Below are 25,184 nucleotides of genomic sequence, written 5' to 3' on the forward strand. Positions count from 1 at the left end.
CCCCGGCCCGCGCCTGTGAAAAGGGGAGATTTCAATGGCACTGGACAATGCGAACGACTTCTCGATGTCCCGGAGGGCAATGAAAGCCGAGCTTCTGGACGCGGAAACCGAATTAAAGTTGGCATATGCGTGGCGGGACGACCGCGATGAACAGGCCCTTCACCGATTGATCACGGCCTATATGCGGCTGGCCATTTCGATGGCGGCCAAGTTCAAACGCTATGGGGCGCCGATGAATGATCTGATCCAGGAAGCCGGGTTAGGCTTGATGAAAGCCGCCGACAAGTTCGACCCCGATCGGGGCGTGCGGTTTTCGACTTATGCGGTCTGGTGGATCAAGGCGAGCATTCAGGACTATGTGATGCGCAACTGGTCAATGGTGCGCACCGGGTCCACGTCTTCGCAAAAATCCCTGTTCTTCAACATGCGACGTGTGCAGGCCCGGCTAGAGCGTGAGGCCGCGTCCGATGGCATGGATCTTGACCGTCATCAATTGCATCAGATGATTGCCGCAGAGATCGGCGTTCCGCTGCGGGACGTGGAAATGATGGAAGGTCGTTTGTCCGGCTCCGATTTCTCGTTAAATGCCGTTCAATCGGCAGATGAAGACGGCCGGGAATGGATCGACGCGCTGGAAGATGAGCGCGAACAAGCCGCTGAAGCTGTCGAAAACAGTCACGATACCCAGCAATTGCGTGAATGGCTGGTGACGGCAATGCAGGCTTTGAATGATCGCGAGAGGTTCATTGTCCGCGAACGCAAGCTGCGCGAACCCGCCCGAACGCTGGAAAGCCTAGGGCAGGAACTTAGCCTGTCCAAAGAACGCGTGCGTCAGCTTGAGGCTGCGGCTTTTGTGAAAATGCGCAAGAACCTTGAAGCCCAATCGCGTGAGGTGCAACACTTCATCGCATGAAACATCTTGCGATTCTGCTTTGTGTACTGGTGGTTATGGCCAACTCTGGCCATGCCGATGAGTTGATACCCGACGACGCTGTGTCTGCGATGACGTCTGCGGACGTCGTCATATTAGGCGAAATTCACGACAACCCGCAGCACCACATAATTCAGGCCGAGGCGTTGAAGGCCATCAATCCCTCGGCGGTTGTCTGGGAAATGGTGACTGAAGAAGGTGCTCAGAGATTGGCGGACAAGGCCATTTCCGATCCGGAAGAGCTTGCCAGAATTCTGAAGTGGCTCGAATCCGGTTGGCCGCCGCTTAGCATGTACTACCCGGTCTTTCAGGCCTCAGACGCGCCGGTTTACGGTGCCATGGTTCCGCGTGCGGCGGCCCGAGCGGCTATGGAACGCGGCGCTGCGACGGCCCTAGGCGCAGATGCTGCGCGATATGGTCTGACCGTCCCCTTGCCACGGGATGAGCAGGCGGCGCGCGAAGCCGATCAGCTGGCCGCCCATTGCAATGCGATACCCGAAACCGCCTTGTCGCAACTGGTCGCAATCCAACGGTTGCGGGATGCGGTTCTAACAAGGGCCATATTGCGCGCGGCGGCTGATACCGGCGGACCTGTTGCAGTGATCACTGGCAATGGTCATGCCCGTAAGGACAGAGGGATTCCAACCTTTCTGTCCCGGCTACGCCCCGGTTTAAAAGTTTTCGTGCTGGGTCAGTCCGAGGATGGCGTCATCGACGGTGAGTTCGACGCTGTGATCGACAGCCCCGGCATCGAACGTGAAGACCCTTGTCTGGCGTTTGAGACACAGAATTAACCGCTGGAACTGTCCGTTGGCCTTGCCTAATGTCGGGCCGACCGGGACGGGAAGGGCACAATATGCTGGCATCGAAACGCATTCTTCTAATCATCGGCGCTGGAATCGCGGCCTATAAGTCGCTGGATCTGATCCGGCGGCTTAAAGAACGTGGTGCTTCGGTAACACCGGTTCTAACAGGCGCGGCAGAAGAGTTCGTAACCCCGCTGTCGGTCTCGGCGCTGGCTGGAGAGAAGGTTTATCGCGATCTGTTCGACCTGACGGATGAGGCCGAGATGGGCCATATTCAGCTGTCGAGGTCCGCCGACCTTATCGTGGTCGCACCGGCAACGGCGGACATGATGGGAAAGATGGCGGCTGGGCTGGCCAACGATCTGGCCTCGACGCTGCTGATGGCGACAGATACCCCGGTTTTGTGCGCTCCGGCGATGAACGTTCGCATGTGGGATCACCCGTCAACACAGCGCAACCTCAAGCAATTGCAAGAAGATGGCATCCGGTTTGTCGGACCCAATGAGGGTGACATGGCTTGTGGAGAGTACGGCCCAGGTCGAATGTCGGAGCCTCTTGAGATTGTGGCCGCGGTCGAGGCGCAACTTGGCAACGGTCCGCTAAAGGGCAAGCGCATTCTGGTCACCTCCGGCCCGACACATGAACCGATCGACCCTGTGCGCTACATCGCCAACCGGTCCTCGGGCGCGCAGGGCACCGCGGTGGCACGGGCGTTGTCTGCGCTGGGCGCTGATGTGGTTTTTGTTACCGGCCCTGCCGATGTTTCGCCGCCCGAAGGTGTGCAGGTGATCCGCGTGGAAACCGCGCAGCAGATGTCTGACGCGGTCGACGCTGCACTGCCGGTAGATGCGGGTGTGTTTGCTGCTGCGGTTGCGGATTGGCGCATGGCGGCTGCTTCGGACAAGAAGCTTAAGAAAAGCCGCGATGGTCTTCCGGTGCTTGAGTTTGCTGAGAACCCAGACATCCTCAAACGCGTGTCTAGGCTGGATGCGGGGCGGCCGACGTTGGTAGTTGGCTTTGCCGCAGAAACTGACAACGTGCTTGAACACGCGACCGCAAAACGTGCGCGAAAAGGTTGTGATTGGATCGTCGCCAATGATGTCAGCCCGGCGACCGGCATCATGGGGGGCTCGGAAAACGCGGTTACCCTGATCTCGGACGATGGGGCTGAAGAATGGCCGCGTATGGGCAAGGATGCCGTGGCGCAACGTCTGGCGCAAAAGATCGCCGACGCTTTGGCAAGCTGAACAAGAGGTGCAGTGATGGTAGCAATTCGTGTGATCCGCGAAGACGGGGCTGATCCGGCCATCGCTTTGCCGTCTTATGAAACGACCGGAGCGGCGGGGGCGGACGTCCGGGCAAACCTGCCCGATGGCGCGCCTATCACGCTGGCGCCGGGACAACGCGCCTTGGTCCCCACGGGGTTACGGATCGAGATCCCAAACGGGTACGAGGTGCAGGTTCGACCCCGGTCTGGCCTTGCGCTGAAACACGGGATTACCCTGCCTAATACGCCCGGCACGATCGACAGTGACTATCGCGGCCCGCTGGGGGTGATTCTGCTGAACGCCGGTCAGGAAAGTTTTGAGATTGCGCATGGTGAACGCATCGCGCAACTGGTCGTCGCCCCAGTCGTGCAGGCTGCGTTTGAACCCGTTGAGGTGCTCAGCGACACAGATCGCGGCGCAGGCGGTTTTGGCTCGACTGGACGCGGTTGATGCTTCTAGTTCTGATCCTTGCCGGTGCTCTGTGGGGCATTGGGTACGTAGCGGGGGTGTCCCGAACTGCTCGCTCCGTGTCGGTCAGCGTTTTGCTGATCGGAGTACTTGTTATCCAACTGACGTTGCCGGGTGGGCACCCGCTGCGCGAGGCAACCGGCGGGTCTGCGGCATTGTGGTTGATCCTGGGGGGCGCAGCGGTTTTGGTATTGAGCTATGGCAAGGTGCTCAAAACGCTGCGCAACCGTGCCGCGCCACAGCCAGCCGAGGAAACCGCGATGCAGTCTGACAAGTTCTCTGAGATCGAGTTGGAGCGGTATGCCCGCCACATCGTCCTACGCGAACTGGGCGGGCCGGGGCAGAAAAAGATGAAACAGGCCCGTGTGCTGGTGATCGGCGCGGGCGGTCTTGGTGCGCCTGCATTGCAGTATCTTGCGGCGGCTGGGGTGGGCACCATCGGCGTGATCGACGACGATATTGTTGAAAACGCCAATCTGCAGCGGCAGGTGATCCATCGCGACGCCGATATCGGGATGCCTAAAGTTTTCTCGGCCCAGCAGGCCATGCAGGCCCAGAACCCAAACGTCGTTGTCCTGCCTTACCATCGCCGCCTGACCGATGAAATCGCAGCGGACCTGTTCGACGATTTTGACCTGATCCTCGACGGGACCGACAATTTCGACACACGCTATTTGGCCAATCGCACTGCGGTGGCGCTGGGTAAACCGCTGATTTCGGGTGCTCTGTCACAATGGGAAGGCCAACTGAGCGTCTTTGACCCGGCCAACGGTGCCCCGTGTTATCAGTGTATCTTCCCCGAGGCCCCGGCTCCTGGCTTGGCCCCATCGTGTGCCGAGGCCGGTGTCATTGGCCCGTTGCCCGGCGTGGTGGGCTCGATGATGGCGGTTGAGGCGATCAAAGTAATCACGGGCGCCGGGCAGGCGCTGCGCGCCGAAATGCTGATCTATGACGCGCTTTATGGCGAAAGCCGCAAGATCACACTGACCCGACGCTCAGATTGCCCCATATGCGGAGCAGAAGACGCTTAGGGCAATCGTCGCGCCAGCATTGCAGTAGAATTTCGATGTATTGCAGGCACGGCCTCTGGACCATTCCACCCCGCCTCCCTAGCTTGACCAGCAAAGGAGATCCGCATGACCAATCCGATCCTGTCCGACTGGACCACCCCATTTGAAATCGCGCCATTCGCCCGGATTTCGGATGACGATTTCGCCCCTGCTTTGGAACAGGCGATGGCAGCCCATAACGCGCAGATCGACGCGATTGCAAACAACCCCGAACCGGCCGGTTTTGCCAATACAATCGAGGCACTTGAAGCGGCCGGAGAGCAGATGGACAAGGTTTTGTCTGTCTTTTTCACCGTTGCTGGGGCTGACAGCAACCCGGCGCGGGAAGAGCTGCAGCGTGCATTTTCGCCCAAACTGTCGGCGCATTTTTCAGGGATTTCTTCGAACAAAGCACTGTTTCAGCGGGTCGCGGACCTGTGGGCGCGCAAGGATCAGTTGAAGCTGACCGACGAACAAGCCCGCGTTCTGATGTTAACGCATCGTGGTTTCGTGCGTGCAGGTGCCGCATTGGATGGCGACGATGACACCCGCATGCAGGAGATCAAGTCGCGCCTTGCCTCGCTGGGGACTTCGTTCACCCAAAATCTTCTGGCGGACGAACGGGAATGGTCAATGGACTTGTCCGAAGATGATTTGGAAGGGTTGCCGGAATTCGTTGTGGATACGGCACGGGCCGCCGGGGATGAGAAGGGGGCTGATGGACCTGTCGTCACTCTATCCCGGTCGCTGATCGTTCCGTTTCTGCAATTCTCTCCCCGCCGGGATTTGCGAGCGAAAGCCTACCGCGCCTGGACAGCACGCGGGGCCAATGGCGGTGAAACGGACAACCGCGAGATTGCTGCCGAGATCCTGAGCCTACGCGAAGAGCGGGCCAAGCTTTTGGGCTATTCCAGTTTCGCGGACTACAAGTTGGAAACCGAAATGGCTCGAACGCCAGACCGTGTTAGCGATCTATTGATGCAGGTTTGGGAACCGGCAAAAAAGCGGGCGGACGCGGATGCAGAAATCCTGACCACCATGATGCAGGAGGATGGCGTGAATGGCCCGCTCGAGGCTTGGGACTGGCGCTACTACGCCGAAAAACGCCGCAAGGCCGAACATGATTTGGATGAGGCAGCGCTGAAACCTTACCTGCAGCTTGATCGCATGATTGAGGCGGCCTTTTCCTGTGCCAACAGGCTATTCGGATTAGAGTTCATCCCGCTGGATGTACCGCTTTACCATCCCGACTGCCGGGCATGGGAGGTGACGCGCGACGGGCAGCATATTGCGGTGTTCGTTGGCGACTATTTTGCGCGTGGGTCCAAGCGCTCGGGCGCTTGGTGCAGCGCCATGCGGGGTCAGGCAAAGTTCCCCAAGGAACAGGCCCCAATCGTGATCAACGTCTGCAATTTCGCCAAAGGTGACCCCGCGCTGCTGTCGTATGACGATGCGCGCACGCTATTCCACGAATTCGGCCATGCCCTACATCAGATGTTGTCCAATGTGACCTACGAAAGCATCTCGGGCACCAGCGTTGCACGTGATTTCGTGGAACTTCCCAGTCAGCTCTATGAACACTGGCTGGAGGTACCCGAGGTCCTGGCGGAATTTGCGACCCATGCTGAAACCGGTGAGCCGATGCCTCAAGACATGCTGGACAAGGTTCTGAAGGCGGCGAATTTCGATCAAGGGTTCCAGACCGTGGAATATGTGGCCTCGGCACTGGTTGATCTCGCGTTCCATGATGGCGCAGCACCATCTGACCCGATGGCAAAACAGGCCGAGGTGCTGGCCGGTATCGGAATGCCAAAAGCCATTGGTATGCGCCATGCGACACCGCATTTTGCGCATGTCTTCGCGGGCGACGGCTATAGTTCTGGCTACTACAGCTACATGTGGTCCGAGGTCATGGATGCAGACGCATTTGCTGCATTCGAAGAAGCCGGCGGAGCCTTTGATGCGGAACGGGCAAAGGCCCTTGAGGACAATATTTTATCCACAGGCGGGTCCCGCGAAGCCGAAGACCTATATCTTGCGTTCCGCGGACGTTTGCCAGGGGTTGAAGCGCTGTTGAAAGGCCGCGGGCTAGTCGCGGCCTGACCGGATCAGTAGCCCAGATGGCGGTCAACGAGGTGCAGGAAGGGTTTTCCTTCCTCGCCTCGGATAATGTTTTCACAGATCACCTGAGCTGCAGTCGCGGGGCGGGTTTCCGACGCGATATGCGGCGTGACAGTCACGTTGGGTTGCGCCCAGTAGGGGTGCTCTGGCGGCAGGGGTTCCACGCGAAACACGTCTAGCGTGGCGTGGCTAACGTGCCCCGAATCCAGCACGGCCAGCAGTGCATCGTCGTCGATCAATGGTCCGCGCCCGGGGTTGATGATCCGCGCGCCCTTGGGCAGCAAGGCCAGAGTGTCCGCATTCAGTGCATTCACTGTCGCCGGGGTATCGGGCAACAATAGAACCACGATCTCGGCACTAGATAAGGCGGTGCGCAGGCCGTCAGTGCCGTGCAGACAGGTCACGCCGGGGATGTCCTTTGCGGTTCTGCTCCAACCCGAGACTTTGAAATTCAGCGCGGCCAGCGCCGTTGCGGCGGCTTCTCCTAATGCACCAAGGCCCAGCACACACACATTCCGCTCCTTGGCAAGCGGCGGGGCGTCGGGCGTCCACACGCCGTCCTGCACCGTGATGTAGCGGTCCATGCCCAGATGATAGCGCAGCACCTGACCGACGACCCATTCCGTCATGCCGTGCTTTAGCCCGTGGTCAACCATCCTGGCCAACGGCACAGTCAGCGTTTCGTTGCCCGCGATTTTTTCAACACCGGCCCAAAGGCTCAGAACCGCCTTCAATCGTGTGTAGGGTGAAAAATCCAGCAGCCCGCTTGTTGGTGCATAAACGACGTAGTCGACCTGATCAGGCTCAAACTCAGTTGCCAGACGGAAGTCTAGATTGGCCTGCGACAGCCCTTTTGTAAGTAGAGGTTCATACACGGGCCATTGTTCTGGGCGCGCGGAAAACAGGACGTTTACGGGCATGGGGGGCCTTTCAATTCAGCGGGGGCGGTGAATATGCGCGCTTTGAACAATGCCGAAGGCAGCCATCAGAACCAGCATGGCGGACCCGCCGTAGCTGACCATCGGCAGGGGCACGCCCACAACCGGCGCAAGGCCCATGACCATGGACATATTGACCGCAAAGAACAGGAAGAAGTTGAGCGCAACGCCCAAGGTGACCAGGGATGAGAACCGGTCCTTTGTCGCCAAGGCCGTGACCATGCAAAAGATAATAATCAGGGCGTAAAGGGTCAGCAAAGTGATGCCTCCGACAAACCCGAATTCCTCGGCCAGCGTGGTAAAGATGAAGTCCGTGTGCTTTTCGGGCAGGAAGTTCAGGCGCGACTGTGTCCCTTGCATGAACCCGCGCCCGTTCCAGCCGCCTGACCCCAGCGCGATTTTCGACTGGGTAATGTGATAGCCTGCACCCAGCGGATCGGTGGAGGGATCAAGGAAGGTATCTATTCGGCGGAACTGGTAATCCTTGAGCAACTGCCACTCGGTGCCCCGGCTGTTGAACACGGTGGCAATTAGGCCGACCACCGCCGCGATAACGGCGGCGAAATAAGCCCAGTGCACACCAGCCAGGAACATCAGTCCCCCGCCCGCCGCCAACAACAGGATCGAGGTGCCCAGATCGGGTTGTTTTAGGACCATAGCCGTAGGGATCAGGATCAGGATGACCGGTATAAGCACCCAGAGCGGTCGCGATGTCTTATGAGACGGCAACCAATCGTAGTAGGCAGCCAGAACCATGACCAACGCAATCTTCATGACTTCGGAAGGCTGGAGTCTCATGAAGCCAAGGTCGATCCAACGCTGCGCACCCATGCCGATGGTGCCGAAGAGTTCCACAAAAATTAGCAGAACGATCGAGCCGAGATAGGCCAAGACGGACATGTTGCGCCAGAACCAGATCGGTACCAACGCGATGATGAACATAACGGTCAATCCCAGTCCGAACCGCTCAATCTGGGGTTCGGCCCAGGGCATCCAGGACCCGCCCGCGACCGAATACAGCATCAGGAATCCGGCGCTGGCGACGCTGATCAGCAACAAAGTCAGCGGCCAGTTCATGTAGAGGAACTTGCGAAACCCCGTTGGCGTGGATTTGACGGCGTACTCAAGATAGCTCATGCGCGGTCCTTTTCATCAGGTCGCGCTTTGGGGCGGCGGTCGCCCTCAAGCCGTTTTTGTTGTTCCTTGATGCGGTCACGATCTGCAACCGGATAAGCCTCGAGCGGTGGCGTGCCGTTGTACAGAGCCTGCAGCATGATATCCCGCGCGACCGGGGCCGCTGCCTTGGATCCGCCACCGCCGTGTTCCACCACCACTGCCACGGCGTATTTCGGATTGTCGTACGGCGCATAGCTGACGAACAGCGCGTGGTCGCGCCGTTCCCACGGCAGGTCTTCGTTGCGGATTACGCCAGCCGCGCGTTCGGCCTTGGTGATGTTGCGCACCTGGCTGGTCCCTGTCTTACCGGCCATGCGGAATTCATCATTGATGATGCGGCTGCGATAGGCGGTGCCAGCCCTATCGTTTGAGACCGAGAACATCGCTTTGCGCACCTGATTCAGGTTGTACGGGTTGACGTCCAGCGGCTCACCTGCTCCTGACGGTTCCTCGACGCCATTGACGGAGCGCACCAAACGTGGCTTCACGGCCCGGCCTGTAGCGATCCTTGCCGTCATGACCGCAAGCTGCAGGGGAGAGGCCAGCATGAACCCTTGCCCGATCGAGGCATTTGCGGTGTCGCCCACCAGCCAACCTTCACCGTGGACCCGCTCTTTCCATTCCTGATTGGGGGCCAAACCGGCAGCGACAGCTGACATCGGGATGTCATGTTTTACGCCCAGCCCGAACTTACGCGCCATGTCCGAGATATTGTCGATGCCGGTGCGCACCGCCACATCGTAGTAGTAGACATCACAGCTGCGCTTAAGCGACAGATTGAGATCCACAGTCCCATGCCCGCCACGCTTCCAGCAATGGAAGCGGCGACTGCCGACCTTCAGGTGCCCGGGGCAATAGACGGTGTTGCCGGGACCAACAACTCCGGCCTCAAGCGCGGCAAGTGCGGTGATCATCTTGAAGGTTGAGCCGGGCGGATAGGTGCCCTGTACCGTCTTGTTTGCCAGCGGGCGGTAGTTATCTTCAGTCAATGCCCGGTAGTCCGCGACCGATATCCCGCGCACGAATAGGTTCGGGTCGAAACTGGGGGCAGAACTGATGGCCCGGATATCCCCGGTTTCGCAGTCGATGACGACTGCAGCCGCGCTTTCACCGGCCAGGCGCGCTTGGGCGTATTGCTGCAGGTCCGCATCAACGGACAATTGCAGATCGGCCCCTGCCTCGCCTTCTTGCCGGTCAAGCTCGCGCATGATGCGGCCTGTAGCGTTGACCTCGACACGTTTTGCGCCAGCTTTTCCGCGCAGGCTGATTTCCTGTTTGGACTCCAGACCGACCTTGCCGATCTGGAACCGGGGGATACGCAGCACCGGTTCGGGATCTTCGATCAGGCTGAGATCATAGTCACTGACCGGCCCGACGTAACCAACGACATGAGCGAAATCCTCGTAGCGGGGATACTGACGGGCCATGCCCACCTCAGGCGTAACGCCGGGCAGGGCGGGCGCATTGACAGCGACCTTGGAGATATCCTCCCACGTGACCTGATCGGCCAGTGTGACTGGCAGGAACGGGGCAGAACGGCGCATCTCGGTCTTGGCGCGATTAATCTCTTCCTGAGTCAGCGGGATAAGCTCTGAAAGTTTGGCGATGACTTTGTCGACGTCGCCCGCATCTTCGCGGACCATAACAATACGATACGACTGCGTGTTTTGTCCGATGATCTGGCCGTTGCGGTCATAGATGCGCCCGCGCGTTGGCGGGATCAGGCGAATGTTGATCCGGTTTTCTTCGGCCAGCAGACGGTACTCGTCAGCCTGATCCACTTGCATAAAGCGCATTCGCGCTGCCAGGCCGCCGATAAACGCAGTCTGCAACCCGCCCAGGATCAACGCGCGGCGCGGCAGGCGTTTATAGGCCAATCCTTGCGCTTTGGGATTGCGTTGTTTCATGCCCGGGCCCCTCTTGTGCCGGGGTCCGACACTGATACGCGCCGAACGCCAAGCACATTCTGGCTGAGAAGAACGACCAGAGGATAAACCGCAATTGTCAGAACCACTTGTATCACCACAGGACCCAACGCCGCTTGCTGTACCGATAGAATAGCAAGAATGACACGGTTCAAGATGAAAATTCCCGCGATCACCACAGCGGCCGTTGTCCATTCAGCCATAAACCCGGCGTCGCGCATTCCGGGCGCGGCCGAGCGCAGATACGACGATCCTAAAACCACAAGTGCTGCCAGCAGGCCGGGAGGTCGTTGCAGCAGCAAATCGGCCATCAGCATCACCGCAGCAACCAGAAAAATGGGAACGTATTCCGGTCGGCGAAGAACCCAGGCGAACGTTAACGCAATAAGCATGTCCGGAAACGGCCACCGGTCCGGCTTTGTATCCAGAGGCAGAAGATGCAGGAACATAATCAGTAACGCCAGAAACACGTACAAACAGCGTTTGAGCCAAAGATGCGAGGTTTGCCTATCCATCGCCGACCTCCGGTGGGGTCAGGGCAGCCTCGGGTTGCCGTGGGCCCACGATGCCGCCAGGATCCGAGATCACCGGGGCCAAGTGGAAGCGCAGAACGCGAAGGAATTCCAGTCGTTCAAAATCTGCGGAGAGGCGCACCCGCAAACGCCCGCCTGGGTCTTCAGTGATCTGCCCGATCAGCAACCCTCCGGGGAACACGCCGCCATCACCCGAGGTTACAACGCGGTCGCCGGGACGTACCAGTTCGCGGTTTTCCAGAAACTCCACCGACGGGGATTGCGTGTTGTCGCCGGTGATCAGAGCGGTTTGGCCAGACGGTTGAATTGTGGCAGGAATTGCACTGGATGCATCTGTCATCAGGATGACACGCGCGGTGTCGGGGCCAACGCCCGAGATACGCCCGACGACGCCAATCCCGTCCATGGTGGCCCAGCCGTCCCTGATCCCATCCCTTTCACCCACGTTCAGCAGGACCGACTGGCGGAAGGGCGAGCCGCTATCGGCCATGACCACCCCGGTGATATAGGTCAGGCGCGGATCAAGACGCACGTTGTTCAGGTCCAGAAGCCGGGCATTTTCCTGCTCCAGCTGCAACGCGGCCTCTTTCCAGGCGCGCATGATGCGCAATTCGCTGCGCAATTCCTGGTTCTGATCACTCAGCCGTTGGTAACTTTGGAAATCGCGCACCAGATTGACGGCGGCGGTGACAGGAACCATGGCCCATTCCATCGACGGCACAACACTGTCCACGACCTGTGCACGAAACCGTTCCACGCGCGGGCTGTCGATCCGCCAGATCAGAAAGATGCCTAGCAGACACAACACAACAATCCCCAGCAACAGGCGGCGCAAGGGGGTTGTGTATTCATCGCGCTGTGATCGGTCTTTTGCCACAGGACTCCTTCCCGTGCTGCTCGTGCCGAATTTACCCAATGTAGTAAAGGGTGCGCGCCTTAGCTTTCGTAGTCAATCGCGTGGCGCAGTTGTTTTTCGTATTCCAGCGCCTTGCCGGTGCCCAAAGCCACACAATTAAGGCTTTCGTCGGCTATCGACACGGCCAAGCCGGTCTGTTCGCGCAGGGCAAGGTCCAGATCGCCCAACAGTGCACCGCCGCCGGTCAGCATCACGCCCCGGTCCACGATATCAGCCGCCAGATCAGGCGGAGTGGTTTCCAGTGCGGTCATTACCGCCTCGCAAATCTGCTGGACGGGTTCGGACAGCGCCTCGGCCACTTGGGCCTGGCTGATTTCAATTTCCTTGGGCACACCATTCAGCAAGTCGCGTCCGCGAATGTGCATCGACTGGCCGCGGCCGTCGTCGGGCATGCGCGCAGTGCCGATGGTGGTCTTGATCCGCTCGGCCGTGGATTCACCGACAAGCAAGTTCTGCTGGCGGCGCAAGTACGAGATGATCGCCTCATCCATACGGTCACCACCGACGCGGACCGAGCGGGCATATACGATGTCACCTAACGACAGAACAGCAACCTCGGTGGTACCACCGCCGATATCGACAACCATGTTGCCGGTCGGGTCGGTGATGGGCATGCCTGCACCAATCGCGGCTGCAATAGGTTCGGCAATCAGACCGGCGCGGCGGGCGCCTGCGGACAGAACCGACTGACGGATCGCGCGTTTTTCAACAGGGGTCGCGCCATGGGGAACGCAGACGATGATCTTGGGCTTCGAGAAAGTTGAACGCTTGTGCACTTTGCGGATGAAGTGCTTGATCATTTCCTCTGCCGTATCAAAGTCGGCAATCACGCCTTCGCGCATTGGGCGGATGGCTTCGATCGATCCAGGGGTCCGGCCCAGCATCAGCTTGGCGTCTTCGCCAACAGCCAGAACCTTTTTTACGCCGTCCTTGACGTGATACGCCACCACGGAGGGTTCAGACAGGATAACACCGCGACCCTTGACGTAAACCAGCGTGTTCGCTGTACCAAGGTCGATAGCCATGTCCGCTGTGAACAGGCCGCCCAGATTGCCAAAGATCCCCATATTTTTTCCTGATCCTGTATGTCAGTTTTCTACTGCCCGCGACTCGACGGTTCCGGGACGGATGACTTATAGGGTGCCAACTCGCCCGGTAAAAGGGCTGATTCCGCGACAATCAGCACCTTTCCGCCTTAATTGCAGGGACTTTAGAAGGCATCATGCTCTCATATCAACATATTTACCACGCAGGTAACCTTGCGGACGTCCATAAGCACGCAATTTTGGCAGAAACGCTGGCCTATCTGACCCAAAAGGACAAACCGCTAAGCTACATCGAAACCCATTCGGGGCGGGGGTTGTACCAGTTGGACTCGGATCAGGCCGTTCAGACCGGTGAAGCAGCTGCGGGAATTGAACGTGCGTTGACCGAAGGCTGGTTTGACGCCGATCATCCCCTGAGCAGGGCCATCGCCGCTGTGCATGATCGGCATGGCAAAACGGCGTATCCGGGGTCGCCGCTGATCGCGGCGAATCTTTTGCGCCCGCAGGACAAGATGCACCTTGCTGAATTGCATCCGCAGGAATACCGCGCGCTGTCTGACGCCATGATCACGACCGGTACCCGGACCTATCAGCAGGATGGCTTTGAACTGGCCCAGTCCCTGCTGCCGCCAACGCCGCGCCGTGGCGTTTTGCTGATTGATCCAAGTTATGAGGTCAAATCCGATTATGACAGGCTGCCCGGCATCATCGCTTCGCTGAATCGGAAATGGAACGTGGGTGTGATCGCGCTGTGGTATCCGATATTGGCCAATGGACGGCATCAGGCCATGCGCAACGCTTTGGCGAAACGGGATTTCCCCAAGGTTCTGCACCACGAGGTCCACTTTCCGGCTGCGCGTGAAGGGCACGGAATGGTTGGATCGGGAATGTTTGTTGTGAACGCGCCCTATGGTCTGAACGAGTGCGCCAAATCGTTGGACGGCCTGTTCGGCAAACTGCGCGGATGAGCAATCAGTGATCACATGGGGTTTTCCTAAAGTATGCCACGCAGGTGAAAAATCTGCTGTGACAGCAATGGATTTGCAGGAAAAACCGTTTTTTCAAAGCCGGGCCCTTGATTTCCGGCGGTGATCTCGTAAATAAGCTGTCATACATGACAACAAACGGGAATCGGATTGCTTCGATGGACTTCCTAAGCCGCCATATCAGTGACTTTCACCTGAGTTACTGGGAAACCTTGATCAACGACTGGTTCTTCGTCTTCGCCATGGCCTTTCTGGCCTTCGAATTGATCCGATACGCAGTCGTTAAAAAGCTGAACTGGAAGATGATGGGTGACACCGTCACCAATTTCATTACGCTCGTTTTCTTCATCGGTATCAGCTTTGTTCTGTTGGCTGGTTTCTATATCGGTGCCTATGTCTGGGCTTCGCAATTTGCCGTGTTCGATATTCCGACAACATGGGCTTCGTTCATCATCGTGCTGATCCTTGCAGACCTGGCCTATTACTGGGAGCATCGGATTCTGCACCGGATCAACTTCCTCTGGGCAACGCATTCGGTTCACCATAGCTCTCCCTTCTTCAATATATCAGTGGCTTATCGCCATGGTCCGCTGGATGGCTTCTGGCCGTTGTTTTTCCACTTGCCGCTTGTGCTTTTGGGGTTCAACCCATTCATGGTGCTGGTCGCGGAACTGCTGGTGCAGCTGTATCAGACGGCCCTGCATACCGAAGTTATCAAAAAGCTGTGGCGCCCGATTGAATACATCTTCAACACGCCGTCGCATCACCGCGTTCACCATGGATCAAACCCGAAATACCTGGACAAGAACTATGCTGGGATTCTGATCATCTGGGACCGCATGTTCGGAACGTTCGAGGACGAAAAGGAAGAGGTGGTCTATGGCCTCGTCAAACCGATCGACTCGATCAATCCCTTCGTCGCCTTCCTTCACGGCTTTGCCCGCCTGTTCAAGGATGTCCGGAACATGCCGGGGTTCGGCAACAAGCTGGGTGTTTTCTTCGGACCTCCGGGCTGGCAGCCAAAGAACGGTCGCAAACAGAGTAAACCCGCTAAGTAGGGCGTAGGAGCGCAAAAGATGCCAAGCAACACACAACGCATCGTGGCGGCCATCGTTACGGCAGGTCTGTTTGTCGGAGGCGCCTGGGTCGCCTCGGGGTTCACCACAGATATTGACCAAGCAGCGGCTTCCACCACAGGGACTTCGCAAGACAAAGGTCTGACCGTCAATCTTCATGGTGCGCGCAGCACCAAGGGCAACGTGATTGTCATGGCCTTTGATCAGGCGACAGCCTTCGACAACATGGATTACACCAAAGCTGCTGGTTATCTTGAGGCACCAGCGTCCGAGGACCCGCTCCGCTTCGACTTTCACGACCTCGACAGCGGGTATTTTGCTGTTATCGCGTTTCACGACGAAAACGGGGATTATGATCTGAACTATGACGCGAACTACATACCAACCGAAGGGTATGCAGTATCGGGGCTGAACGATCTCAACGACACGCCGGTGTATGACTACTCGTTGATCGGGACAGAGAAGCCAGCAGATCTGACCTTGTTCTATTGGCCGTAAAGCGGCTGGAGATATTTGAGAAGGGGCGGTCGACAATCGACCGCCCCTTTTTTGTTCAAGTAAGATCTTTGTAGCTGATTTCCCGGGTATCTGCGCCCGGACCCGCCTTTTGACGGCGCACGATCAGGCGGTTCAGCGCGTGGATATACGCCTTGGCCGATGCCACAACCGTATCGGTGTTGGCGGATTGGCCGGTTGCGATCATGCCGTCCTCTTCCAGACGCACCGATACCGTGGCCTGCGCGTCCGTACCTTCAGTCACGGCGTGCACCTGATAAAGCTGCAGGTGCGCCGTATTCGGATGCACAACGCGAATGGCGCGGAAGGCAGCGTCGACCGGGCCGTCGCCTTGTTCGGTGGCGATGATTTCCTTGCCGCCCACTTCCATTTCGATAGTGGCTTCGGCTTTGCCGACGGTTCCGCAGGTAACCTTCATTGAAACCAGTTGCAGGTGATCGTTGCCGTCGTCATCATCCAGCGTCATCAACGCGATCAGATCGTCGTCGAACACTTCTTTCTTACGGTCGGCCAGTTCCTTGAACCGAACGAAAATGTCCTTGAGCTGGTTGTCACCAACCTCATAACCCAGCGTGTTCAGCTTATCACGCAGCGCCGCACGGCCCGAGTGCTTGCCCAGCGGCAAAGACGTGCCGGACAGACCGATGTCTTCAGGGCGCATGATCTCAAAGTTTTCGCGGTTCTTCAGCATGCCGTCCTGATGGATACCGCTTTCATGCGCGAACGCGTTCTTTCCGACGATGGCCTTGTTGAACTGCACGTTGAAGCCCGACACCGTCGCGACCCGGCGCGAGATATGCATGATCTTGGTCGTGTCGATGCCCGTATTCCAAGGCATGATGTCATTGCGGGTGCGCAGGGCCATCACCACCTCTTCCAGCGCGGTGTTACCGGCGCGTTCGCCAAGGCCGTTGATGGTACATTCAATCTGACGCGCACCACCCGCAACAGCAGCCAGCGAGTTTGCGGTCGCCAGGCCAAGGTCGTTGTGGCAGTGGGTCGCGAAGACCACTTCATCCGCGCCCGGAACCGTTTCGATCAGACGTTTGATCAGATCGGCAGACTCCATCGGTGCCGTGTAGCCGACCGTGTCTGGGATATTGATCGTCGTCGCACCGGCTTTGATCGCAATCTCGATCACGCGGCACAGATAATCCCATTCGGTCCGCGTCGCATCCATAGGCGACCACTGCACGTTTTCGCACAGATTGCGCGCATGGCTCACGGTTTCGTGGATTTTGTCGGCCATCTCGTCCTGTGTCAGGTTCGGGATGGCACGGTGCAGCGGCGAGGTGCCGATGAAGGTGTGGATGCGGCTTTTACCTGCATGTTTCACAGCTTCCCAACACCGGTCGATATCGGCGAAATTGGCGCGGGCCAGACCGCAGATGCGGCTGTTCTTTGACCGTTCGGCAATTTCGGACACGGCCTTGAAATCACCTTCGGAGGCGATGGGGAACCCGGCCTCGATGATATCGACGCCCATGTCGTCCAACAGCTCGGCAATCTCCAGCTTTTCCGAATGGGTCATGGTTGCGCCGGGGCTTTGCTCGCCGTCGCGCAGGGTTGTGTCAAAGATCAAGACACGGTCTTGGTCGGTCACATTGGTCATGGGAATCTCTTTCTTGTCTGTCCTAAAGCCTATGGCGCGCGGGCGTCCTCCTCTGAGCGGGCGCGCCGGATGGCACGCTCAGAGGCGGATTAGGATCAGTAGGCCACGCAGAGACGCACCGCGAAGGGCGGTGTCGGCAATCAGGATATCTGCGCGGTTGATCATGGGGTTGAGGTTATACATCGCGCGGCGGGAATGAAAAGAACGAATTTTCCTCCGGCATATGAAGAGATTTCTTTTTTCCCACATGTGTTGATCACGCATTGCCGACGGCTAGTTCAACCCGCATGGAAACAGCACTTATCATCGGCGCCTCGGGTGGGATCGGAGGTGCAATTGCCAACCGGCTTCGGCAACAGTCGGTCGACGTCACCACATTGTCCCGGTCACAGGACGGATTTGATTTGACCGACCCCGAGATCGTAGATCGGACGCTGGCGGGCGTTTCCGGTCCGTTCGACCTGATCCTGGTCGCGGCTGGCGCTCTTGAGGTTAATGGTGCCACCCCCGAGAAAACCATCAGACTGCTATCCGCTCCGGCGATGATGGATCAGTTCGCGCTGAATGCGGTCGGACCTGCGTTAGTTCTTGCGCATGCCGCGCGCTTGCTGCCGCGCGACCGGCGCGCCGTCTTCGCCGTGTTGTCTGCGCGAGTGGGGTCGATTGGTGACAACCGACTTGGTGGATGGATCAGTTATCGGACGTCCAAGGCGGCGCTGAACCAGATTGTCCGCACATCCGCGATCGAGCTTGCCCGGAGCCATAAACAGGCGATCTGTGTCGCCTTGCACCCCGGTACGGTCACGACAGCATTCACCCGGAAATATGTTGGGCGGCACCCTGCGGTTACGCCTGATGAGGCCGCCCGGAACCTGCTATCCGTATCAGCCGCGTTAAATGCGGCTGATACGGGTGGTTTTTTTGACTGGGCGGGAAAGCCAGTGCCCTGGTAGATTGATTACCCGTCAGAGGCGGATGTATCAGGCTCGGTTTCGGTATCCGTCGCGTCGGGCGCGCTTACGTTCTCACTGGGTAGGACGCCGTTTTCCCAAACGCCGGTTTCTTCCAGGCCGTTGGCATAACGCATCGTGCCATTGCCGTGGCGTTTGTTATCCAGAAAGGTGCCTTCGTACACGTCGCCGGTGGCATAGGTTGCCACACCCTGGCCACTGATTTTGCCTTCGGCCCAGCCGCCGGTATAGCTGAAACCGCGTGGGGTTTTTATAGTTCCCTCGCCGTGACGCTGACCGTCTTGGAAATCGCCTTCATAGGACGTTCCGTCCGGAAATGTCGCCTTGCCTTTGCCCTGACGCGCGCCATCTACCCAGTCGCCTTCGTAGCGATACCCGTTTGCGAATGTCAGAACGCCCGTGCCATGGCTCAGGCCATTCTTGAACTGTCCCTGGTAAACAACACCGTTGGGATACGTGGCCTTGCCGTTGCCCTCAAAGATGCCAGCCGTCCATTCGCCGTCATAGACGGTGCCATCCGGATAAGTCTGAACGCCTTTGCCATGCGGCAGATCTGCGCTGAAATCACCGGTATAGGTCGCGCCATCAGGATAGGTGACCTCACCCAGTCCTTCGATCTGGCCGTCCACCCATTCGCCGGTGTAATCAAACCCGTCGGTCCCAAGAAAGCGTCCTTTTCCGTGGCGGCGGTCATCGGCATATTCGCCCTCATAAGTCGCACCGTTGGCATAGGTGGCCTTGCCATTGCCCTGACGGCGGCCATCAACCAGATCGCCCTCGTAAAGGTCGCCATTGGCCTGCAACAAGCGGCCCTTGCCGGTCATGCGGTCCTGAGACCAATCACCGGTATATGTCATGCCATCCGGAACGGTCAGAGTACCCTGGCCATCGCGCAATCCGTTGTTGATTTGCCCTTCATAGACGCTGCCTTGCGTCGAGGTGATCTTGCCCTCGCCGTGCTTGACGCCATCCTTCCAGTCGCCATCGTAGACGTAACCGCTGGGGTCGGTCAGAACGCCTTTGCCGTGATAGCGGGCGTCGCTGAAGCTGCCTTCGTATCGGACGCCGTTGGTGTATATTGCAACTCCGGTTCCGTTGATCGACCCTTCGGCCCAATCCCCCTCATAGCTGCCTCCGTCGGGGTAGATGATCTTGCCCTGCCCCTCGGGTTGCCCCTTCGCGAACATCCCCTCGTAGACCGAGCCGTTGACATAGCGCGCTATGCCTTTGCCCTGAATTTCGCCTTCGACCCATTCGCCGACATATTCGAACCCGTTTGGCAGGCGGTAAGTGCCTTCGCCGTGGCGCAGGCCGTTCAGGAATGTGCCCTCGTACACGCCGCCAACATCATCATCCGCAACGATGACCTGCCCGTCCTGCGCAAAGGCGGATGCGGCCAGCAAAGCCATCGCCGTGGCGGCCAAAGAAATGCGGATAGCGTTCATGGTTTTTCCTGCCTTGCCCGGTTGTCACGTTTTAAAGCAAAACTAAGATACCCGTGCGGACAGAGCAACGTGTTTTGCCGCATTTGACTTTCACTCGCGGTGCGATCTGCTAAATGGCATTAGGACTGACGAGGGCAAGAGGGCAGCATGGCCAACCGTTTCCGCATTACTCTGGCACAACTCAATCCCGTTGTTGGGGACATCCAAGGCAATTTGGACAAAGCGCTTGCGGCGTGGGAGCAGGGGCGCGAAGCTGGTGCCGACCTTGTGGCTTTCCCCGAAATGTTCATTACCGGTTACAACACGCAGGATTTGGTGATGAAGCCGGTGTTCCATCAAGCGGCCATGGCGGCGGTTCAGTCGCTGGCTGCGCAATGTGCCGATGGCCCTGCCATTGCAATTGGTGGTCCGTGGACGGAAGACGGCAAGCTTTTTAATGCCTACCTGATCCTCAAGGGCGGTCGCATCGGCAGCAAGGTGCTGAAACATCACCTGCCGAATGAAACCGTGTTCGACGAAGTTCGCCTTTACGACGCGGGCCCGTTGGGGGGGCCGTACTCGGTTGGTAACTCGCGGATCGGTAGCCCGATCTGCGAAGACAGTTGGCACCCGGATGTCTCGGAAACACTGGAAGAGACCGGGGCCGAGTTTCTGCTGATCCCCAATGGCTCACCTTACTTCCGCAACAAATATGATGTGCGCCTGAACCATATGGTCGCCCGTGTGGTCGAGACCGGCTTGCCGCTGATCTACCTGAACATGGTGGGCGGTCAGGACGATCAGGTTTTTGATGGCGCGACTTTCGGCCTTAACCCGGGCGGAGAACTGGCCTTTCGAATGCCGGTCTTTGATGAGGCCGTAACACATGTCGATCTGGAACACGGTGATGAGGGCTGGCGTATTGTGCCTGCTGAAGTTGTGCCGCAGCCGGACGAATGGGAGCAGGACTATCGTGCCATGGTCCAGTCTTTGCGCGATTACATGGGCAAGACCGGGTTCAAAAAGGCGTTGTTGGGGCTATCGGGTGGAGTAGACTCGGCGTTGGTCGCGGCAATTGCTGTTGATGCAATCGGTGCGGAAAACGTCCGGTGCGTGATGCTGCCGTCGGAATACACCAGCCAGGCCTCGCTGGATGACGCCGAAGCCGTCGCCAAGGCGCTGGGCGTGCATTACGACTATGTTCCGATCTCGGACAGTCGGGCGGCGGTGACAGACACTCTGGCCTCGTTGTTTGCGGGCCGCGAGGCGGATTTGACCGAGGAAAACGTCCAATCCCGCCTGCGCGGTTTGCTGCTGATGGCGATCTCGAACAAGTTTGGCGAAATGCTGCTGACCACGGGCAACAAGTCCGAGGTGGCTGTTGGTTACGCGACCATCTATGGCGACATGAATGGCGGCTATAACCCGATCAAGGATCTGTATAAAACGCGCGTGTTCGAAACATGCCGCTGGCGCAATGCCAATCACCGTGACTGGATGATGGGCCCCGAAGGTGAGGTGATCCGACCGTCGGTCATTGATAAACCCCCCAGTGCTGAGCTGCGCGAAGACCAGAAAGACAGTGACAGCCTGCCGGACTACCCGGAACTGGACGCGATCCTGGAAATCCTGGTCGACCGCGATGGCTCGATCGCTGATTGCGAAGCAGCAGGATTCGAAGCAGATGTCGCCCGCCGGGTAGAGCATCTGATCTATATCAGCGAATACAAGCGGTTTCAGGCCGCACCAGGTACGCGCTTGACCAAGCGAGCCTTCTGGCTGGACCGCAGATACCCGATTGTGAATCGTTGGCGTGACCGGTCTTGAGCTGAAACCACGCGTATTTTCTTAAGTCTCCGATCGTTTCCCAAAAAGGGTGCTTGAGGGCACGCTTTTATTCATTGTCCCTGTGGTGGGGACAGTGCATATCTAGATTCGGCTTAGGCCGTTTAACACGCTTGAAATCAGGACATTTTTCTGACACATTTTAGCTTAATTGCCGCCTCATGTGGGGCAGATGCGGCGCATTCTTAAGTGTCTCGATGTTTATGATCGAGGTTTGTTTGTTACGCATCGTGAATTGCGTGTCTGTGTTAACGATTTGGTGTGAAAATGCGTGAGCAATACGATAGACCACTCCACTCGCCGCTTCCTTGGCGTTCGATGGAATCTGAGGGTCATGAAATAGACGAAGATCAGGTCGATTCTGCCATTGCCGACCTCTTGGGGGCTGAGACGCCGCCAGAGCAGAAAACGGCACCAGGGCAATCAGTGGCTTTTTCGATTCTTCCTGAACTGCTTTCACAAGAAAGCATGTCCGAAGACTCTGCCGACAACGATGCTGGGCTTACAGCCACATTGCGTCAGAAATGGGCGGAACTCTGCGGCGCTGCTTGACGGCCCGAGCCCGCTGAACTGAACAGTGCCAGAGATCATTCTGGCACTATAACCACAGCTTCTGAAAATTGTGATCGGCGCGTCAGGCGACATGTTGCCTATTGTCTGATACCGCGCATTCATTGCGGTCCGAGCAATGAAGTAAGAGCGGCGGATGCCCGGTCCAAAACCAACTCCTGTAGAACCCGATCTGCATCTGCCCAAGTCTGTTGACGTTGTGGTCATAGGCGGCGGAATCATCGGCGCATCAACGGCTCTAGAGCTATCAGAGCGGGGCGCGTCGGTTTTGCTGTGCGAAAAAGGCCATATCGCGGGCGAACAAAGTTCGCGAAACTGGGGATGGGTGCGATTGGGGCTGCGAGACCCCCGGGAAATCCCGCTCATGTTAGAGGCGCAGCAGATCTGGCAGGGCCTGGATCAACGCACCGGACGCCAAACCGGTTTTACGTGTTCCGGCATCCTTTTTGGCGCATCGGGGAAACGGGATCATGCAAATCTTGGACGCTGGATGCGCCATGTTGAAGGTTTGCAAACTGGCGCTCAGATGGTTTCGGGTGCTGAACTGGATGGCTTACTGCCCGACAATCAATCGGGCCTGAAAGTTGCCCTGCACATGCCAAGGGATGGACGAGCCGAGCCGCAATGGGCCGCCCCTGCGATCGCTGAAGGCGCACGTGACAAAGGGGCGTGCCTGATGACCAACTGCGCTGTGCGCAGCGTGGATGTTGAGAACGGTCATGTCTCGGGTGTGTTTACTGAGCGTGGTCGGGTGGCCTGTGCGCGAGTGGTTCTGGCCGGGGGTGCGTGGTCGCGCCTTTTTGCGGGAAATGCGGGGATTGACCTGCCACAGCTTAAGGTTCTCAACACGGTCTTACGCACATCCCCGGTGGATGGGCCGGAAACGGCAATATGGTCAGATGACTTTGCGATGCGAAAAAGGGCCGATGGCGGCTATACAATTGCGTCCGGGCACGAGAACACCGTGGATATTGTCCCGGACAGTTTTCGGCTTGCAATGCAGTTTGTTCCGGCGTTCCGGCAGGAGTGGCGATCCCTGCGGTTCAGGCTTTCCAAGCGCTGGGCGGCAGAGGCGGGCGAGGACCGATCATGGTTGCACACCGACGTCACGCCATTCGAACATTGCCGGGTGCTAGACCCTGAGCCCTCTGCCAAGGTCCTCAGGCAGACATGGGCACGCGCGCGTAAAGGGTTCCCGGTATTGGAGCAGGCAGAGATCATTCAAAGCTGGGCAGGTTTGATCGACGTCACCCCGGACGCCATTCCGGTAATATCCTCAGTCGATACCATGCCAGGGATGTTCATCGCCACGGGGTTTTCAGGTCATGGATTTGGGATCGGCCCCGGAGCGGGGCGTTTAATGGCTGATCTGGTTTGTGAAACCACGCCATGCGTTGATCCGGCCGCCTTTCGCCTGTCCCGATTTACGGATGGTTCAAAGGTGCGGCCGGACCCGGGATACTAGGGTACTATCCCATCATCTGATAGCTGACCGGCACAAAGCGGAACCCATCGCCACGGGGTTCAACGAAGCCAGCCGCCGGAAATGGCATGTGATAGCCGATCATCGGAACTTTGTCGGCGGCCAGCATGCCCAGCACGTCGCGGCGCGACGCCGTGGCTGCGGCCTTATCCATGTCAAAGCGAACCTCCCACTCGGGGTGGGCAAAGGACCAGACGTAGTGGTTGGCCAGATCGGCCGTCAGAACCAGACGCTGCCCATTGCTTTCCAGATGATAGACCGTATGACCAGGCGTATGGCCATAAGCTGCAACAGCAGTGATGCCCGACGAGACTTCGCCGCCATTTTCAACAAAGGTCATCTTCTCGGCCAATGGCGTGACCTTGGCAGCGACCAGATCCCCGACACGATTGCCTGCGTCCTGCGCCGCCCAGAAGTCATATTCCGGAGAGGATGTAACATAGCGCGCGTTCGGGAATGTCGGCGCGTCATTTGTTGTCATGCCGCCGATATGGTCGGGATGCATATGGGTGATGACGACGACATTGATTTGATCCGGGGTAACACCCGCATCAGCCAGTGCCGCTTGAATACCACCTTGGCCCAGCCCTGTGTCGAACAAGACCAACTCTGACCCGGTATTGACCAAAGTCGGGGTAAAGAAGAATTGCGCGACATCTGGTGAGATGAAATTGTCTGCTGAGACCTTTGCAAAGTCTTCATCAGATGCCCCGCCGCCAAATATCTCTTGCGCTCCGTCACGGGGCAGGCTGCCGTCCAGCAACGTCGTGACGGTGAAATCGCCCAAAGTGAACGATTTGGCGATGGTAGAATTTGCCTTGGTCTCGGCTCCGGCTGCCAGAACCGGTGCGGCGGCTGCGGCAAAAGGTAAAGCTGCCGCTGATCCCAGTGCTGCGCGGCGTGTCAATTTGATGGTCATGTTGGTTCTCCCTGTCAGAACACCAATAGGTGAATTAGATCGGCGCGAGTCTCTTGCCAGTGTATACCCTTTTCAAATGGGCTGCGTGGATGAACATTACGTGTTAATTTTTGTTTATGGCGCGATCTGGGAATAAAACTGCCCCCACAGGGCAAAGCGTCGAGGGCTTTTTGGCGGCTGTTCAACCGGCGAAGAAGGCAGATGATGCCCGGGCGTTGGATGCCCTCTTTCGGCACGCGACCGGGTTTGAACCCGTTATGTGGGGGGCGTCGATTGTGGGCTATGGTCGTTACCATTATCGCTACAAGTCCGGGCGCGAAGGAGAGTTTCTGGCAACCGGGTTTTCCCCGCGCAAAACGGCTCTGTCGATCTACATCATGCCCGGCTACGCGGATTTCGGGGATATTCTATCCAGACTGGGTAAACACAAGCTGGGCAAGTCCTGTCTCTATGTGAACAAGCTGGCGGATATTAACACGAATGTTCTGTCTGAACTGATCTGCGCCGGGCTAAAGGACTTGAATCAGCACTGGCCGGTCCAACCGACCTGAACGCCTTTGCTGGACAATCGACCAATCCTGTGACATGAGCCGCGCCAACAGGAG

At 58.1% G+C, this 25,184-nt stretch carries 23 protein-coding genes; 14 read left to right on the forward strand and 9 right to left on the reverse strand.

What is annotated here, in order from left to right; translation table 11 throughout:
• Window positions 1–34 precede the first annotated feature (34 nt).
• The 6 genes from AC2FJF_RS13555 (at window position 35) to AC2FJF_RS13580 (ending at window position 6,625) form a co-directional block, all read left to right on the forward strand.
• Entirely contained in the window at window positions 35–913 is an 879-nt protein-coding gene (locus AC2FJF_RS13555) for an RNA polymerase factor sigma-32 (protein ID WP_058273490.1), read from the forward strand.
• Window positions 910–1,725, forward strand: a complete 816-nt coding sequence (locus tag AC2FJF_RS13560; protein WP_496725868.1) for a ChaN family lipoprotein — start codon at window positions 910–912, stop codon at window positions 1,723–1,725. Before AC2FJF_RS13555 ends, AC2FJF_RS13560 begins: the two co-directional genes overlap by 4 nt.
• Window positions 1,726–1,787: 62 nt before the next feature.
• On the forward strand, window positions 1,788–2,984 hold the full coding sequence (coaBC, locus tag AC2FJF_RS13565; protein WP_496725869.1) for a bifunctional phosphopantothenoylcysteine decarboxylase/phosphopantothenate--cysteine ligase CoaBC: 1,197 nt from the start codon (window positions 1,788–1,790) through the stop codon (window positions 2,982–2,984).
• A gap of 15 nt (window positions 2,985–2,999) precedes the next feature.
• Complete coding sequence (dut, locus tag AC2FJF_RS13570; RefSeq protein ID WP_496725870.1) at window positions 3,000–3,455, forward strand: dUTP diphosphatase; 456 nt, start codon at window positions 3,000–3,002, stop codon at window positions 3,453–3,455.
• Complete coding sequence (locus AC2FJF_RS13575; RefSeq protein WP_496725871.1) at window positions 3,455–4,504, forward strand: HesA/MoeB/ThiF family protein; 1,050 nt, start codon at window positions 3,455–3,457, stop codon at window positions 4,502–4,504. The genes dut and AC2FJF_RS13575 overlap by 1 nt, the downstream gene beginning before the upstream one ends.
• A gap of 105 nt (window positions 4,505–4,609) precedes the next feature.
• On the forward strand, window positions 4,610–6,625 hold the full coding sequence (locus AC2FJF_RS13580) for a M3 family metallopeptidase (RefSeq protein ID WP_496725872.1): 2,016 nt from the start codon (window positions 4,610–4,612) through the stop codon (window positions 6,623–6,625).
• A gap of 5 nt (window positions 6,626–6,630) precedes the next feature.
• On the opposite strand, the gene AC2FJF_RS13585 is transcribed toward AC2FJF_RS13580, so the two are convergent.
• The 6 genes from AC2FJF_RS13585 to AC2FJF_RS13610 are packed head-to-tail and all read right to left on the reverse strand — an operon-like array spanning window position 6,631 to window position 13,198.
• Window positions 6,631–7,563, reverse strand: a complete 933-nt coding sequence (locus AC2FJF_RS13585; protein ID WP_496725873.1) for a 2-hydroxyacid dehydrogenase — start codon at window positions 7,561–7,563, stop codon at window positions 6,631–6,633.
• Between the two features lie 15 nt (window positions 7,564–7,578).
• Window positions 7,579–8,718 carry a rod shape-determining protein RodA gene (gene rodA, locus AC2FJF_RS13590; protein ID WP_058273483.1) on the reverse strand — a complete coding sequence of 380 codons (1,140 nt, stop codon included), beginning with the start codon at window positions 8,716–8,718 and terminating at the stop codon, window positions 7,579–7,581.
• The gene (mrdA, locus tag AC2FJF_RS13595) at window positions 8,715–10,664 is read right to left on the reverse strand and encodes a penicillin-binding protein 2 (protein WP_496725874.1); all 1,950 of its coding nucleotides are present in this window, start codon (window positions 10,662–10,664) and stop codon (window positions 8,715–8,717) included. Before mrdA ends, rodA begins: the two co-directional genes overlap by 4 nt.
• Window positions 10,661–11,197, reverse strand: a complete 537-nt coding sequence (locus tag AC2FJF_RS13600; protein ID WP_496725875.1) for a rod shape-determining protein MreD — start codon at window positions 11,195–11,197, stop codon at window positions 10,661–10,663. The genes mrdA and AC2FJF_RS13600 overlap by 4 nt, the downstream gene beginning before the upstream one ends.
• Window positions 11,190–12,092, reverse strand: a complete 903-nt coding sequence (mreC, locus tag AC2FJF_RS13605) for a rod shape-determining protein MreC (RefSeq protein WP_108860807.1) — start codon at window positions 12,090–12,092, stop codon at window positions 11,190–11,192. Before mreC ends, AC2FJF_RS13600 begins: the two co-directional genes overlap by 8 nt.
• Before the next feature lie 59 nt (window positions 12,093–12,151).
• Window positions 12,152–13,198, reverse strand: a complete 1,047-nt coding sequence (locus AC2FJF_RS13610) for a rod shape-determining protein (protein ID WP_039523195.1) — start codon at window positions 13,196–13,198, stop codon at window positions 12,152–12,154.
• Between the two features lie 155 nt (window positions 13,199–13,353).
• Here AC2FJF_RS13610 and AC2FJF_RS13615 point away from each other — a divergent pair, with 155 nt between their 5' ends.
• The 3 genes from AC2FJF_RS13615 to AC2FJF_RS13625 all read left to right on the forward strand — a co-directional run bounded on the left by AC2FJF_RS13615 (window position 13,354) and on the right by AC2FJF_RS13625 (window position 15,737).
• Window positions 13,354–14,145 (forward strand): 23S rRNA (adenine(2030)-N(6))-methyltransferase RlmJ, encoded by a 792-nt coding sequence (locus AC2FJF_RS13615; protein WP_496725876.1) that lies wholly within the window; start codon window positions 13,354–13,356, stop codon window positions 14,143–14,145.
• Between the two features lie 176 nt (window positions 14,146–14,321).
• On the forward strand, window positions 14,322–15,221 hold the full coding sequence (locus AC2FJF_RS13620) for a sterol desaturase family protein (RefSeq protein WP_496725877.1): 900 nt from the start codon (window positions 14,322–14,324) through the stop codon (window positions 15,219–15,221).
• A gap of 18 nt (window positions 15,222–15,239) precedes the next feature.
• Window positions 15,240–15,737: a DUF2141 domain-containing protein gene (locus AC2FJF_RS13625; protein ID WP_496725878.1), complete on the forward strand. Its 498-nt coding sequence runs from the start codon at window positions 15,240–15,242 to the stop codon at window positions 15,735–15,737.
• A gap of 55 nt (window positions 15,738–15,792) precedes the next feature.
• Here the strand turns inward: AC2FJF_RS13625 and AC2FJF_RS13630 are convergent, their stop codons facing one another.
• On the reverse strand, window positions 15,793–17,367 hold the full coding sequence (locus AC2FJF_RS13630; protein WP_058273476.1) for a 2-isopropylmalate synthase: 1,575 nt from the start codon (window positions 17,365–17,367) through the stop codon (window positions 15,793–15,795).
• Between the two features lie 287 nt (window positions 17,368–17,654).
• Between AC2FJF_RS13630 and AC2FJF_RS13635 the strand changes: the two genes are divergently transcribed.
• Window positions 17,655–18,320, forward strand: a complete 666-nt coding sequence (locus tag AC2FJF_RS13635) for an SDR family NAD(P)-dependent oxidoreductase (RefSeq protein ID WP_496725879.1) — start codon at window positions 17,655–17,657, stop codon at window positions 18,318–18,320.
• Between the two features lie 5 nt (window positions 18,321–18,325).
• On the opposite strand, the gene AC2FJF_RS13640 is transcribed toward AC2FJF_RS13635, so the two are convergent.
• Window positions 18,326–19,783 (reverse strand): 2-isopropylmalate synthase, encoded by a 1,458-nt coding sequence (locus tag AC2FJF_RS13640; protein WP_496725880.1) that lies wholly within the window; start codon window positions 19,781–19,783, stop codon window positions 18,326–18,328.
• A 147-nt stretch (window positions 19,784–19,930) separates the two neighbouring features.
• On the opposite strand from AC2FJF_RS13640, the gene AC2FJF_RS13645 reads away from it, so the two are divergent.
• The 3 genes from AC2FJF_RS13645 (at window position 19,931) to AC2FJF_RS13655 (ending at window position 23,642) form a co-directional block, all read left to right on the forward strand.
• A complete protein-coding gene (locus tag AC2FJF_RS13645; RefSeq protein ID WP_496725881.1) occupies window positions 19,931–21,589 on the forward strand; it encodes an NAD+ synthase in 1,659 nt (552 codons plus the stop codon).
• Between the two features lie 285 nt (window positions 21,590–21,874).
• Window positions 21,875–22,159, forward strand: coding sequence for a hypothetical protein (locus tag AC2FJF_RS13650; RefSeq protein ID WP_496725882.1), 285 nt, complete (start codon window positions 21,875–21,877; stop codon window positions 22,157–22,159).
• A 154-nt stretch (window positions 22,160–22,313) separates the two neighbouring features.
• Window positions 22,314–23,642: an NAD(P)/FAD-dependent oxidoreductase gene (locus AC2FJF_RS13655; protein ID WP_496725883.1), complete on the forward strand. Its 1,329-nt coding sequence runs from the start codon at window positions 22,314–22,316 to the stop codon at window positions 23,640–23,642.
• A gap of 4 nt (window positions 23,643–23,646) precedes the next feature.
• Here AC2FJF_RS13655 and AC2FJF_RS13660 read toward each other — a convergent pair whose 3' ends face one another.
• On the reverse strand, window positions 23,647–24,579 hold the full coding sequence (locus tag AC2FJF_RS13660; protein ID WP_496725884.1) for an MBL fold metallo-hydrolase: 933 nt from the start codon (window positions 24,577–24,579) through the stop codon (window positions 23,647–23,649).
• A 116-nt stretch (window positions 24,580–24,695) separates the two neighbouring features.
• On the opposite strand from AC2FJF_RS13660, the gene AC2FJF_RS13665 reads away from it, so the two are divergent.
• A complete protein-coding gene (locus AC2FJF_RS13665; RefSeq protein WP_496725885.1) occupies window positions 24,696–25,130 on the forward strand; it encodes a DUF1801 domain-containing protein in 435 nt (144 codons plus the stop codon).
• The last annotated feature ends 54 nt before the right edge of the window (window positions 25,131–25,184 follow it).

It is taken from the genome of Ruegeria sp. CDSB013 (genome assembly GCF_059611165.1).